Source organism: Alistipes sp. An31A, assembly GCF_002159425.1.
GTDB classification, from domain to species: Bacteria; Bacteroidota; Bacteroidia; order Bacteroidales; family Rikenellaceae; genus Alistipes; species Alistipes excrementigallinarum.
The window spans coordinates 397,471-411,312 of record NZ_NFIO01000002.1 but is presented as its reverse complement, the minus strand read 5'-3'; the positions used below and the strand labels follow the sequence as shown (position 1 = coordinate 411,312).

12 protein-coding genes and 1 tRNA gene are annotated in these 13,842 nt (G+C 52.2%); 7 read left to right on the top strand and 6 right to left on the bottom strand.

Features of this window, described 5'->3' with window-relative positions; genetic code table 11:
* Positions 1 to 40 precede the first annotated feature (40 nt).
* The 4 genes from B5F90_RS03660 to B5F90_RS03645 all read right to left on the bottom strand — a co-directional run bounded on the left by B5F90_RS03660 (position 41) and on the right by B5F90_RS03645 (position 6,739).
* A complete protein-coding gene (locus B5F90_RS03660) occupies positions 41 to 625 on the bottom strand; it encodes a transposase (protein WP_239307735.1) in 585 nt (194 codons plus the stop codon).
* Between the two features lie 134 nt (positions 626 to 759).
* The gene (locus B5F90_RS03655; RefSeq protein ID WP_087361255.1) at positions 760 to 2,382 is read right to left on the bottom strand and encodes a toll/interleukin-1 receptor domain-containing protein; all 1,623 of its coding nucleotides are present in this window, start codon (positions 2,380 to 2,382) and stop codon (positions 760 to 762) included.
* Between the two features lie 13 nt (positions 2,383 to 2,395).
* Entirely contained in the window at positions 2,396 to 2,908 is a 513-nt protein-coding gene (locus tag B5F90_RS03650) for an acyltransferase (protein ID WP_087361253.1), read from the bottom strand.
* A 123-nt stretch (positions 2,909 to 3,031) separates the two neighbouring features.
* Positions 3,032 to 6,739 (bottom strand): AAA family ATPase, encoded by a 3,708-nt coding sequence (locus B5F90_RS03645; RefSeq protein ID WP_087361251.1) that lies wholly within the window; start codon positions 6,737 to 6,739, stop codon positions 3,032 to 3,034.
* Positions 6,740 to 7,230: 491 nt separating this feature from the next.
* On the opposite strand from B5F90_RS03645, the gene B5F90_RS03640 reads away from it, so the two are divergent.
* The 7 genes from B5F90_RS03640 (at position 7,231) to B5F90_RS03610 (ending at position 11,778) form a co-directional block, all read left to right on the top strand.
* On the top strand, positions 7,231 to 7,707 hold the full coding sequence (locus B5F90_RS03640) for a hypothetical protein (RefSeq protein ID WP_087361249.1): 477 nt from the start codon (positions 7,231 to 7,233) through the stop codon (positions 7,705 to 7,707).
* Between the two features lie 1,204 nt (positions 7,708 to 8,911).
* Entirely contained in the window at positions 8,912 to 9,250 is a 339-nt protein-coding gene (locus B5F90_RS03635) for a DUF3408 domain-containing protein (RefSeq protein ID WP_087361247.1), read from the top strand.
* On the top strand, positions 9,241 to 9,552 hold the full coding sequence (locus B5F90_RS03630; protein WP_087361245.1) for a helix-turn-helix domain-containing protein: 312 nt from the start codon (positions 9,241 to 9,243) through the stop codon (positions 9,550 to 9,552). The genes B5F90_RS03635 and B5F90_RS03630 overlap by 10 nt, the downstream gene beginning before the upstream one ends.
* Before the next feature lie 67 nt (positions 9,553 to 9,619).
* The gene (locus tag B5F90_RS03625) at positions 9,620 to 9,916 is read left to right on the top strand and encodes a helix-turn-helix domain-containing protein (RefSeq protein ID WP_087361243.1); all 297 of its coding nucleotides are present in this window, start codon (positions 9,620 to 9,622) and stop codon (positions 9,914 to 9,916) included.
* A 372-nt stretch (positions 9,917 to 10,288) separates the two neighbouring features.
* Complete coding sequence (locus B5F90_RS03620; RefSeq protein ID WP_044054011.1) at positions 10,289 to 10,504, top strand: helix-turn-helix transcriptional regulator; 216 nt, start codon at positions 10,289 to 10,291, stop codon at positions 10,502 to 10,504.
* Positions 10,504 to 10,833, top strand: a complete 330-nt coding sequence (locus B5F90_RS03615; RefSeq protein ID WP_087361302.1) for a HipA N-terminal domain-containing protein — start codon at positions 10,504 to 10,506, stop codon at positions 10,831 to 10,833. Before B5F90_RS03620 ends, B5F90_RS03615 begins: the two co-directional genes overlap by 1 nt.
* A 3-nt stretch (positions 10,834 to 10,836) precedes the next feature.
* Positions 10,837 to 11,778 (top strand): HipA domain-containing protein, encoded by a 942-nt coding sequence (locus tag B5F90_RS03610; RefSeq protein WP_087361239.1) that lies wholly within the window; start codon positions 10,837 to 10,839, stop codon positions 11,776 to 11,778.
* Between the two features lie 69 nt (positions 11,779 to 11,847).
* Here B5F90_RS03610 and B5F90_RS03605 read toward each other — a convergent pair whose 3' ends face one another.
* Together B5F90_RS03605 and B5F90_RS03600 are read right to left on the bottom strand one after the other, a co-directional pair.
* Positions 11,848 to 13,077 carry a site-specific integrase gene (locus tag B5F90_RS03605; protein WP_087361238.1) on the bottom strand — a complete coding sequence of 410 codons (1,230 nt, stop codon included), beginning with the start codon at positions 13,075 to 13,077 and terminating at the stop codon, positions 11,848 to 11,850.
* A gap of 249 nt (positions 13,078 to 13,326) precedes the next feature.
* Positions 13,327 to 13,399, bottom strand: a tRNA-Phe gene (locus tag B5F90_RS03600).
* Positions 13,400 to 13,842 lie beyond the last annotated feature (443 nt).

The window sequence follows — 13,842 nt, the reverse complement described above, 5'->3', positions numbered from 1 at the left end:
ATTGGAGGTATTCTTTTTATCTTTAGCTAAGATACAAATTTTATATTACATTGGCAATCAATTCATTATGAAGTTTTATTCTTTTTACGACAGTCCCTACATAGAAAGCTTCTGTTTCTACGCTCCGCTTGCGGTGGATCTTCATGTGTACGCAATCGATGAAGACGATCGGGTAATACGCCTCCAAAGAGCGCGTGAGCCATTGCGAGACATCTTCTCGGAGGTAGTCCAGCATTCGCGAAATGCTCGCCTTGCTGTAGTGCTCGCCATAGATATCCTGGAATACCTCGCCAACCTGTTCCTGCGTAAGACCTTTCGTGTAAAGTGTTCCGGCAAGGCGTTCGCATTCATCTTCCTGATGGCGCAGGATCGCCAGAATCCGGGGATGAAAGTTCCCGTAGCGATCTCGGGGTATCCGGAACGTCAGCGTACGGCCATGACCGTAACTATGTCCCGGACGGAAGCCGTTGCATTTATTCCCCGATGCGGAATTTTCCCGGAGATATTCCCGGCGCTCCGAGACCATCATACTCTCCAACAAGATCTCCAACAGATCTTGAAGGCCATTTTCCCGCTCCGAATGTTTGCATATTAATTCGGAAAGTTGTTCCTTTGTCAACACCATAAGGTCTACTCCTTTTTTAGTTTTTTGTTGGTTCCCTATACAAATCTAAAAAATCTGTAGACTTTTTTATTTATCCCTCCATAGACACACTATTTGGAACAGTATCCATTCGCATTTTTGTTACAGCTATCCTCCTAGTATAGCTCATTTTCCGCTTTTTGAACAAGTAGCCGGTTGGCAAGCGTAAGAGCCTCGGGTGTAACGAATTTACCATGCAGTTCCTTAACAATTCCTTCTTTTGAGAATGGGATATACTCGATTTTCTCACGCTCAATCTTGTCTTTTGCACTGTCTGTATATATCCTGAGCTGATCGTCAATGCTCAGTTGGGGATCTGTTTCAATGATTGCATATGATAGCAGCTCAATTTCCAACCGATCGCATTCAATCAGCCCTATCTCAAAGATCCCTTTCTTGAACTTTGGAGAAATCTGATTCTGCAGGCGCAATTCCTCCTTGAGGGCTCTTTTGAAAAGGATCCCGGCGTCCAATTTCATCAGGTGATCCTGCTGGTCTCGTATCGGCTCCTTCCTGTCGTCAAGCATGAGATCCTTCAGGAGGTGCACCGTTTCGTCGTAACTGAAATGCCACATCTTTTTCGCCTGAATCAGCCCGGATCGTTTGATCCATTGCAAATATTCTTCTTGTCCGTGCTTCACTAGGATGAAGCCGCCCAATCCCAGTGAGCACAAGAACGGCGCATACTCCTTTATGTTGTCCAGCCGGATGGAGAATTCAATCCCCATCTTCCTCAGCAGGTGGTATAACTCTCCCGTGAATTTGAACGTGTAGTAATCGGATTGATACAAATCGATGTATAACAAACTTCTTTCGTTGCCCGGGATTCGACCTACTCGCAAATTATGGACTCCAACCATTGGCCCATTAAACATCAGAGAGTTGGTTTCAAGGAATTTTTCAATGATCTCTACGGCCTGACGGCGAGCTTGATCGATGATTGCCAGGGCTTCCGGGGAAGTCATGTGGCCTTTCGTGCAGATGAAGTGAACCATCTGTGCGAACAACTCCTCGCTTTCAATTTCATAATTCTGATTGTATTGAGCCAACTCGGATTGCCACTCTTTGCTTTTGTCCAGGAAGGGCTGTATGCGATAGGCTAGCTCTTGCGGGGGACTCACATAAAAAAACTTGCTCAATACGCGCATGTGGATGTCTTCGTTTCGATATACATCCGGATTGCTTTCAAGGGGCGTAAAAGTTCCAAATGGAGTCAACGGCTTTTTCAGGAAAATTTGGATGCCGATGCGAGCCAGAATGATATCAACGGCGAACTTGTCCGATTCCTGATCCGGCATATCCACTATCAATGACTGCAAGTCGCGGAAACGTTCATTCCCCTCGATGTATTCACTGAGACCGGGTATGCGGGCAATCTGTTGAGAGTTGCAGAGCCACTGGATTTCATTTAGATGGTCTGAGAAGTTGCGGTGTTTATTATAATTCAGATCCTCGCAGTTTGGAAAATAGGGGAAACAAAGGATTGGTTTGTTTATAGAGAATGCATAGTCCAGTTCTTTTTTTACATATTCCGACTGCATGGATTCTTTGGAATATATCAGCAGGAAAGCGGAAGAATTGCGGATGTTCTGTTCTATCTCTTCACCGAAGTCCTCACTTGGATTCTTGTAAAGATTCTCAATGTCAACCCACGTGGTAATACCACTGGACTTGAAGTCTTTCAGAAATGCAGATACGATATCGAAATTTTTTGAATAGCTGATAAAGAGGTCTTTCATGGGATTTTATCTACTAAAGGTTGATTTTTCTCTTTGGGGTTGCCGGGTTTCCATAGACCAGGGTAAACTCGTCGATCGATTTTGTTACCACGGCTCCAGCGCCGACCATTGCGCCTCGGCCGATTGTTACTCCGCATACAATTGTCGCTCCCGATCCGATTGAGGCTCCGTAGCAAACGTATGTATTTTCACGCACCCAGTCTTTTCCGCTCTTCAAGCTCCCATTAGGATTGATGGATCGGGGATATCTATCATTGGTAAATGATACGTTGGTCCCGACAAATACCCCATCTTCCAGGGTCACCCCTTCATAAATGCTGTTATTGTTCTGAATTTTCACGTTATTCCCGATATGGACATTCGTGTCAATAAAGACATTGCGATGGATCTTGCAGTTGTTGCCGATCTTACAGCCGGATGATAAATGGCACAATGCTTCGATGATTGTATTGTCGCCGATTTCGATACCATCCTCCAAAACAGCCGTTGGATGAATGGTCACATGGATGCCTATTTTTTGAGCCATATTTTTGGGGTTTTTGTGAGATAATAGTCTAAGTAATACAAATTTTGCTGGCGATTGGTTTTCTTGTTCGGGAATACCCCCGGACGTATCGCCGCATCGTACGGCTCCCGTCCGGGGGCTGGATTATGGTTTTACATACCCGATTCGCCGCGTATCGACCTCTTTCCAGACATAATGTTCCACATCGCACAACCGCACCGTGCCGTCGCCGTGCGAATCCCCGGTGCTGATGCGCAGCAGGGCGGTTTCGGCAATTGAGCGGGCGAGTTTCGACATGGTGCGCGCATTGGCGTAGCCGAGCCGGCGGTTCGCGTACAGCGAATGGATGTAGTCGGCCATATGCCGGGCCGCCTCGGGTGAGAGTCGGAGCCGCTTGCGTTGCAGGCACTTCCCGAGAATGGCCAGCAGCTCCTCCTCGGTATAATCGGCAAAGTGCAGCGTATGGTCGAACGAGGTGATGCCCCCTTCGCGCAGGCTGCGCGTCAGCAGGTGCGGCGTGCCTTCGTTTTCGGCAATGATCAGCGCATAGGTGCCGGGTAGCTCCATCGTCATCGAACTCAGCTTGAAGCGCAGCACTTCGCTATTGAAGCGGGAGTCGGGGTGCTTGAAGACGGGGGCATCGCCGTCGATGAAGAGCAGCCCCTGCTCGGAGCGTTTCATCGCCTTTTGCAGCAGTTCTTCGGCCTTGAAGTCCGAAACGTTGTACAGCGTCTCGGCCTTGAGTTCCACCAGATGCCCCTTCCCGAGAAGGTGCATCGCCCGAAGCAGTTCGGCCATGATGCCGGCCACGGTGCTCTTTCCTGTGCCCGTATTCCCCGTGAAGTTCCAGCGCAGGGGTTCGTTGTCCATCCAGCCTCCGCCCTGCGAACGCATGTAACGGCTCACGTCGACGAAATTGTGGATGCTGCGTTTGACCTCTTCCAGCCCCACCAGGGCATCGAGCCTCTTCAGCGCACGGCTTACGGCGGCTTCATCGAATCCGACCTTCTGCTCGCGTGTCGCATCGTCCTCCGGTGACGGAATATCCTCCTGGCAGATCAGGCAGAGCCGGTTGCGGTCTTTCTGTTTTGCGGCAGGGAGTGCGGCCAGACGTGAACTCATGGCCGGCAGAATCTGCGACGAGATAAGCCGTGTGATATAACGGGCATTCCCCCAATTTGCATCCTTGCCCGCAAGTTTGAACTCGACCAGCTCCCGCAGTTTGCGGCGGGCGGCTGATGAGAAGCGGAACTGCGAGCGTTCGGCCACCTGCTCGGCAATCTGCATCAGTTCGTCGGCCGTGTAGTCGACGAAATGGAACGTATAGGGGATGCGCGAACGCAGTCCGCGGTTGGATGCGAGCATCTCCTCCATCTCCTCCTTATAGCCGGCCATGATGACCAGCATATCAACCGATTCCTTGCCCAGTGCCGAGAGCAGCACCTCAAGTGCCCGCGGGCCGAAATCCTTCTCGTTGCCCTTGGGGGCCAGCGTGTAGGCCTCGTCGATGAACAGGACGTTGCCTTTGGCCCGATTCAGGACATCCTCGGTGTTTTTCTCCGTGTCGCCAACGAACTGGCCGACCAGATCCTTCCGCTCGACATAGATCAAATCACCCTTCGACAACAGCCCCATCGAGGCGTAGATCTCTCCGATGAACGACGCCACGGTAGTCTTGCCCGTGCCCGGATTGCCCGTGAATACCATGTGCAGGGGCGGCATGGCCGTTTCGATGCCCTGCTCGTTGCGCAGCATCATCAGCTTGACCATGTTCAGATGTGCTTCGATGCTCTTTTTCAACGCCCCGAGTCCCACCATGTCGTAAAGTTTGCGCATGGAGCCTTTATAGTCTTTCACGTGCGGCGATGGAATATCCTCCCGTTCGATGGTCAGCATGTCGAACAGCGAAACCGGACTGCGGCGGGCAAGGCGTGAGGCCATGGCCGGGAGAATCTCCGAGGTCAGGAGTGCCGTAACGTAGCGGGCGTTGCCGAATTTCTCGTCCCGCAACCGATAGTCGTGGCGGATTTTCATGCGCAGCGCCTCGCGGGCCTCCTCCGAGAGGAAATAATTGTGTCGTATGCAGTACGAATCGGCAATCTGTATCAGCTCGTCGGCCGTATAGTCCTGGAAATAGTAGCGGTTCCGCTCCGGGATGCGCGATGCGAATCCCTGATTGATCGAGAACATGCGTGTGATGCCGTCGGTGTATCCGGCCAGCAGCAGTGCCCAGTCGTTCTTTTGTTCGTCACTCAGGGTCGTGAGCAGGGTCTCGATGACGTTCTTGCCCGGATCCCGAGGGTCATTGGGGTTATAGAGGTTGTGGGCCTCGTCGATGAACAACACCCCACCTTGCGCCTCCTCGATCGCCTGCAAGGTCAACTCCTGTTCGCTGGAGTAGTTTTGGCCCGTCAGCAGGCTGCGCTCCTTGTAGACGACGTGTCCCGAACTCAGCAGCCCCAACTCTTTGAGCATTGCCCCGTAAAGTCGCGCCACCGTTGTTTTGCCCGTTCCGGGATTGCCCATGAATGCGGCGTGCAGGGAGATCGGCGGTACGGACAAACCGTTCTGCCGCCGTTGAGTGGCTATGCGGACCATATCCCGATAGATGCCCATCTGCTCCTTTACCTGCGACAGCCCGATCAGGGACTTCAGAACCTCGAAAGGTTGTACGGGCGAGCTCTTCTCCGCATTCTCGGGCTCGTAGTACCCGCAGACATTGCGTTTCCCGACCTGGAACGTAACGGGAACGATCCGTTGATCCCTGCATTTGATCTCGATCACATAATTCCCCGTCGCCCAGTGAAAGGTTTCATCCTCATCAAGCGAGGCCAGCAGAGAGAGGTCCGTTCCGTTGTCGAGTTGCGTGAGGGTGGCCCGGATCTCTTTGTGGACCTGTAAACGGCCGGTTTCGTCGTAGAGGTTGACAACCATCTCGTCGTATGGGCCCTGCTCCGCCCTGCAGCGGGCCTCGAACGAGAGACCCACGGATTTCAATCGCCGCCCATCGAATGCCCACAGCGACTCCTGCGGAATCTCTCCGTTCGGATCCACCGGTCCGCGGAACAAGCGTATCGACCGGATCTTCAGTCCGCCATGGTTGTCTTTGCCGTCGCCCATCAGTCCTGCTTCCTGCGGCCCGGTCTCCTCGGCCTCCGCATCGGAAGATGAGTTGGCCAGAAATTCGGCAAAGGGATTCTCTTCCAGGGAGTCGCTGTCGTTGTCCGTATCAGTGTCGCTGTCGGGCGGTACCTGCTGATCTCCGTAGTGGAACAGGGTTTTGATGAAGTTCGGGAAAGCCTTGTCCCAATCAAAATTTTCGGGGCTCAGCGAAGCTCTGTCCACGGCCTTCAATAACAGACGTCTATCTTCGTCGGAGGGGCGGAATGCTTCCGAGGCGGTTTCGTCAATCTCTTCGAAAACCTGAACCCCGATTTCGCCCCATGCCTTCTTCATCATCTCATAATTAAGGATCGTGTAGTTGCAGACAAGCAGCATCTCGATCTCGGCGTCGGGATGGATCAGCGAGAAAAGGCATTTTGCCCGTTGCATCTCATAGACCGGAGAGATGCGATATTCGCTTTTTGCGAAATACAACGGCGGTTCGGACCCGATGCCCTCTTCATCCGCCAGCCAGGAATAACGCTCCGGGGTTAAATCGATGAAATCGAACTTGACCAACAGAAACGAATGGTCCTCGCCGACGTATGCTACATCGACCGGAGCCCCGAAAAGAGGCACCTTGCGGACGGCTGTATGGTTATTGAGTTTGTCTAATACTTCGGACAAGCCTTTGCTGTCGGCTTGATCCAGCTTGGACAAAAGGGTCTTGAAATAACTTGCTTCACTCATGTCGGACAAATAATAGGGGAGTAGTCTCTACAAAGTTAACAAAAAATCGCAGTCTGACACCGATGTGGATCAAAACCTTATGTTGCCTCCGGATTTTGTGTCGTATGAATGCCGAACAGCGAATGATGTTGTCTAACAATATTGTTGGAAAGCCGAACTTCTCATGTGAATTTTGCCGCAAAATCAGCGGCCGTTGGCGGTTTTCCGATTTAATTTCCTATTTTTGTAATTGGTTCCGTGCCTCTGCGGACGGAGCCGGACATATTTACGAACGTTTCGTTACGTTTTCTTTCACACTCAAACTTCGCAAATTTGAACAGCAGAAAGAGATGTAACTGGACGCCTCGTGGACGCATGTATTGTGCCCGCAGGCCTTTGGCTTGCTATGTGCACGATACACGTTTCGCGTGGGCTGTCCGTGTTGCTTATTTCTGTTGTGGGCAGCGAAGGCCTGAGTGTGGGATAAGTCAATGCGGCAACCCACGTTTTTTATGGCTTTCGATTACGATTATACGGGCAATCCAGCTCTGCTCGACCGCCGGAAGGTCGCCTTCTTTGCCTCGCGCGTCGTTTTACCGGCCGTTGAGGAGCAAGTCTTGCGCTGGGCCAAGGCGTGTTGCGCAACCGACCGCGTCGTAATCAGCGGTTTCCAGTCGCCGCTCGAAAAATCCGTCTTCGAACTCCTGCTGAAAGCTCGCCATCCGGTGATCTGGGCCCTGGGGCGCGCCCTCTACTGCCGCTATCCGCCCGCCGTCGAAGAGGCCTTGGCCGAGCAGCGCATCCTGATCTTTGCCGTCCGCAACGCCCGCCGAACCGGCTGGCAAACGGCCCAGACCCGCAACTACACCATCGCCACAATGGCCGAAGAGAGCGTCTACGCGCTCCGCACGGACGGCCGCCCCAGCTCGCTCGACGTCCTTTGCGGGCTGGAACTGGGGCGCAAACCGGTGCGTTGTTTCCCGCAATAAACGTCTCGTTTCACGGGAAAATTGGTACTGAAACCGCTTCAAAACCGGCTCTGAATGACCGAAATTCCGCAGAATTGGACGTTGAAAGAGGACAAATTCCACTGCTTTTGATAGCGCAAAATGTCGGATTAGAGGCTCTCAATTGGATGAATTGAGGGCTTAAAAGCACGTCCAAATTCGTGAAATCTGTCCGCAATTTTGCATCCTCAACCACCGAAAATCGGTCGAAAACGGGCTGTTTTGAAGTCTGATTCAGGCGATAAACCGCCACTTTCCCACGACAAAATGGCCGGATCTTCCCTGTTTTCTGGCGAAGGGGGTTTCGAAAATCCTTCGCCGGCTAAATTTCGTGTCGGGCCACGGTGGCCCCGGTAAAAAACGACGACTTCGGAGGAATTTTCCACCCCCTTGCGGGCAAGCTGTTTTCTGTTACGAAATCAATTTTGCGTAACTGAAAACACAGCTTGCCGGGGGGCAAAACATATAATGTTTCTGACCCCCAAAAACGGGTCGAATATCACGTCCCGTTCCCGCTTGTTCGCCGGCCAATCTGAAGAGGCGAACCACCCGTTCCCGAAGCTGACATCGGGAACAAAATTGCCGTGAAATGGGATGAATAAATCTTGAACTCAATCCATCATGAAATAGTGATGCCAGGAAATCAATACGGATTGAAGTCTTGGCGTCTTGATCTCCAGAAGTCAAGAACCTCTGATGTCCCGAAATCATGAACTCTTGGACTCGCGAACTCCAGAGGTCAAGAACTCCAGATCTCAAGAGTTCTTGATGCCAGGATTTCAAGAAGTTTTGAAATCTGGGACTCAGGCACTGTTGAGGTCTTGGACTCATGGATTCTTGATCTCCAGGCGTCATGTTCTCTTGACCTCAAGAGCCCTTATAATCTTGTTCCCTTGTGATCTTGATGCCAAGATCTCTCGATCTTCTGTTTTCTTGATCTGTTGATGTCAGTAGGCCCCTTTATGTTGGGAAGTAAAACACTAGGACGTTCTAATGTCCTCCTTATCAAGGTCACTATGGCGTATGGTTCTACGCCTCGAAAATCAATTGAAATACTCTGTTTGGGCTTGCTACCGACGCCAACCTGTGCCACACCGACGCCAACCACTGCCATAGAGCGCGAATGGTGGAGAAAACGCCTCCGCTACCTCTATATTCGCTCCCGAAACCTTAAAAGCCAATCATTATGCAAGAACAGAAGAATGAACTTCGGGGTGACAGCCGAACGGTGTCCCTCGACTCCGGGACTTTATCGAGAAAAGTTTCGAACTATGAGCGCCTCTTCCTGCAGCCGGTCAAGACCGCAGCTCTCCACGGCAAGGCCATTTATGTCCGTCCGGAGTTTCACCAACGGATCCAGCGAATCGTGCGACTCCTCGACAACGACAAAATCTCGATGTACAGCTATCTGGACCGCGTGCTGGAACACCACTTCGCAACCTTTGACGAGGAGATTACGGTCTGGTGTCGCAACCGGATCCAAGCTCTTTCCCGGGATCTTAAAACGACACTGCCATGGGAATAGTCAATGTAGAATCCCGAACCTTTGAGCGGATGCTTGCGCGGTTCGAGGAGTTCGCCCGACGGATGGACGCGCTCTGCCATGCGCACCGCATCGGCGAGCCGGAGCCATGGCTGGACAACCAGCAGGTCTGCCAGCTGCTGAATATCTCCAAACGGACGTTGCAGACCCTTCGCGGCAACGGGTCACTCTCCTACACGCAGATCAACCACAAGATCTACTACCGGTCAGAAGATGTGCGGTCGTTCCTTGCGGTGCTGGAGGCACGGCGCAGACACGAACAGAAGCGCAGAAACAGGGTATAAACAGCGGGATCCGGATCGTGGCACTCGTAGTGGTGTCGAGCCGGATCTCGCATTAAACAGACGGAAAATGGGCAATGAATTGATTACGGAACATGACGAGCGGATCCGCTCGTACTTCCAGGCACTGGAGCGTCTTTCCAAGGCTTTGGAGACGTTGTTTTCGAAGCGCAAGTCTTCGTTGGACGGCGAGAGTTTCTATACGGACGAGGAGCTTTCGCAGCGGCTGAAGATCAGCCGCCGGAGTTTGCAGGATTATCGTAACCAGGGACGGATTCCCTACATCAAGCTGGGCGGCAAGATCCTCTACCGCTCCTCGGATGTCGAGCGGATGCTGGAGGAGGGTTATCGCAACGAATTTCGGTAGACAAGGGGTAGAACGGAGGCAACAAGACAGAACAGACAGAAGACAGAAAGGGAACACGAGCAACCGATCTCTCACAATGCCACCGTTCACAGTTTTTCTCCTTTTCATCGGTAGCATCTTCCAAAACGGGCCGGAGCGAATACGACAACCTTTTTCACGGGGAGCATCTCCATCTGCGGAGACCTCTCCCGGGGAAAACCCTTTGGGGCATGAGGTTGGCTTTTCGCTCCGGCCCATTACCTTGCTGCCGGATGAAAGGAGTGTCATGTGCCACCTATCGGGTATAATAGGGATGATTAAATATAAATTTATACCCGTAAGGGTACAAAATGAAAAATATTTGATATATTTGTACCCAAAGGGGTATAAATCATGAAACAGACATCTCTATCCAACTCGGTCAAGTCGATGCGCCGACAATATCATCTGACACAGGTGGAACTTGCCGAGAAGTCCGGTGTGGGACTGCGTTTTATCCGCGAACTGGAGCAGGGCAAGCCGACACTTCGTCTTGACAAGGTCAACCAGATTCTGAATCTGTTTGGCTATGAGGTGGGAGCCGTACCGATGACTAAAACCGATGAATGATGAAACAGGCAGTTGTATTTTTTCAGGATCGACGGGCCGGCATCCTGACTGAAGACGAGAACGGTTATACATTCGTATACGATGCCGGTTATTTGGCTGCACCGGATGCGCAGGCTGTGAGTCTGACCCTTCCGTTGAGCGATCGTCCCTATCGGGATAAAGTGCTGTTCCCGTTTTTTGACGGGTTGATTCCCGAGGGCTGGTTGCTGGATATTGCCGAAAGGAACTGGAAAATCGATGCCCGCGATCGCATGGCCTTGCTTTTGGCCTGCTGTAAGGATTGTATCGGAGCTGTTGGAGTTCAACCCGTAATCACCAAGGAGGAGTAATCGATGGCGGTATGTTTGTATTGTTACGGGGAGTTGACCGCGGGTGAAAAGGATTTTCACAAGCGTTGTTCCCAAAAAATATTCGGGACTCCGTGTCCTCCCGAATTGCCCTACACGCGCGAAAATCTGACAGATCTTGCCCGACAGGTAATTCGCAGCCAAACGACACTTACGGGGGTACAGGCAAAATTGTCGCTCGATATTCTCAAGGGTGGACGAAACGAGGTCGACCGTTTTACGATTGTCGGGCTGTGGGGACGGTATATTCTGAAACCACCAACCGAACGATTCGCCCATTTGCCCGAGTTGGAGGATTTAACGATGCATTTGGCCGAACTGGCCAGAATAAGGGTCGTGCCTCACAGCCTGATTCGCTTTGCTGATGGCGAACTGTGCTATATCACGCGCCGTATTGACCGCACTTCCCAAGGCGTGAAATTACCCATGGAGGATATGTGCCAATTGACCGGGCGCCTGACCGAGCACAAATACAAAGGTTCGTATGAACAGATCGACAAGACCATCCGGAGATTATCTGCAACCCCCTTGCTGGATCAGGTCAACTTTTGGGAGCAGGTCGTGTTTTCGTGGATCACGGGGAATGCCGACATGCATCTGAAGAACTTCTCGCTTTATAGCGAGGTGCCGGGTAAACATCTGCTTACTCCGGCTTACGACATGCTCTCCACAGCGCTGGTCATGCCGGAGGATAACGAGGAACTGGCGTTGACGCTCAATGGCAAGAAGCGGAAAATCCGGAAAGAAGATTTTATCGCTTCCATGCAGGCTTCGGGTTTGGGCGACAAGGTTATAGAAAACATCTTTCACAAGTTTCGGAAGTCACAGGACGTCTGGTTCGCATATGTGGATCGATCGTTCCTGCCGCAAGAGATGAAAGAGGAGTACAAGGGGATCATCCGAGACAGGATCAGCCGGTTGGTATAGCCATGACATTGAACAGCCCGGAGATACTTATCCCCGGGCTGTTTTGTGAATTTAGCAGGGCGCATTCCGCTATCCCAGTTTGGAGATGGCTCTCTCCACCTGCATCATGTCCCGAAGGATGGAACTGTCGAGAACCCGGGCATAGTGCTGCGTCATCTTGATGTTGGAGTGCCCCAGCATCTTGGCCACATTCTCCAGACTGACGCCGTTGGCCAGGCAGACCGAGGTTGCATACGAGTGCCTGGCACAATGCGTGGTCAGATTCTTGCGGATCATGCAGATGTCGGCAATCTCCTTCAGATAGCTGTTCATCTTCTGGTTGCATGGGACGGGCAGCAATACGCCCTTCTTCCGGCAGGTGGGGTGGTCGGCATACTTGCGCAGAATCTCCTGCGGAATATCCAGCAGCGGGATGTTGCACATGTTTTTCGTCTTCTGACGGGGTTTGCGGATCCAGATATTTCCGTTGTTGTCGCGGACGATATGCTCCGGGGCCAACTGTTGCACGTCGATGAAGGCCAGCCCCGTGAAGGCGGCGAAGATGAAGACGTCGCGGACCAGCGTCAGCCGCTCCAGCGGAAACTCCTTGCGGTAGATGGTCTGCAGCTCGTCCATCGTCAGAAACTCCCGGACGACCTCCTTCTCGTGGAAACGAATTCCGAGGAAGGGGTCCTTCGCCATCCAGTCATTGGCGCGGGCCAGATTGGTAATCTTCTTCAGACACTTCATGTAGCGGATGACGGTATTCTGCTGGCATCCCTTCTCCGTCTTCAGATAGAAGGCAAAGGCACGGACCAGTTCGCCGTTGACCTCCGCAAGGGGCAGATCCTCCTTCCCGTACCGCTGGCGGATCAACTCGGCCAGATAACGCCGGCAACTCTCGTAGCGGCGGACCGTAATCAGCGCATAGTCCGTGCCGACCAGCGCCCGGCACTGGTCGTTGTGCTCCTGCATGGTTCCCAACAGCGTGCGGACCTCTTTCGGCTTCTCCTGCCCGAAGAAGAGCTCCTGCAGCAGATGGGCCGTGACGGGACGGTTCTGCTGCTCCAGTTCGCAAAAGATTTGATACAGCTTGATGCGGGCCTCCTCGATATAGGTGTTCAGGTCGCAGGCGCGGCGGCTCTTGCCGCGGGCCGTCTCCTTGGCCTGACTCCACAGGGCAGGGTCGATGCTCTTGCGGATGTTGTTCTCGACGCGCGTCCCGTTGACGGTGATGCGCATGCAGACGGAGGCCTCTCCGTTTTTCAGCAGCCTGGTCTTCTTGAGGAAGAACAGCACGCGAAACGAATCTCTTTTCATGGTTCCTACTTGCTCTTTGACTGGTTCGACAAATGTAGGAAATCTGACCCGATTTAGCGTTATGCAAAATATTGAAGTTCAGCGAGAAAGGCGCAAATTCGGTGGAGATAAACGGGGTGGTTTTCATCTCCACCGATTGCTCCACCAAAAGGTGCCGAAAACCGCTGTTTTTTGCGCTGCCGACAAAAAGAGAAAACCCTGATTTCGTTTGGAAATCAGGGTTTTGCAACTTTTTGCTTCTCTTCAAAGTGGTACCACCAGGAATCGAACCGGGGACACAAGGATTTTCAGTCCTTTGCTCTACCAACTGAGCTATGGCACCATCCGTTACGAGGTTACACGGTGTGTTTCTCTCGTATTGTGGTGCAAAGATAGGCATAATTTTCGAAACTGCAAGTCCTCGAGCCTCTTTTTTGTCGTTTTTGTCTCTTTTTTATTTGGTGAATGAGTTTATTGCCGGATTATCTATCTGTAAAACAGCTTTTTGCTCTGCACAGAGTGTCGTTTGGCTGATGCTTCGCGGAAGAGCCTGCTCGGATTTTCCCGCTGCCGCAACGAGGTGTTCGGCTCAAGGGTAGCAGGTTTGCGCTTAAAACTTATATAATATAGGTGTACCTCTATTTGTCCTTTGCGAGCGTTTTGGAAACGGCCTTGCCTGCGCAGTCTGTTGCATGTAATGCCGGAGGCGGGCTCCATTCCGGCATTGTGCGGTAGCATTGTGTCGCGTGAGTGGTTCTGTTTCCGCCCGGCAGCTCCGAGCCCCTT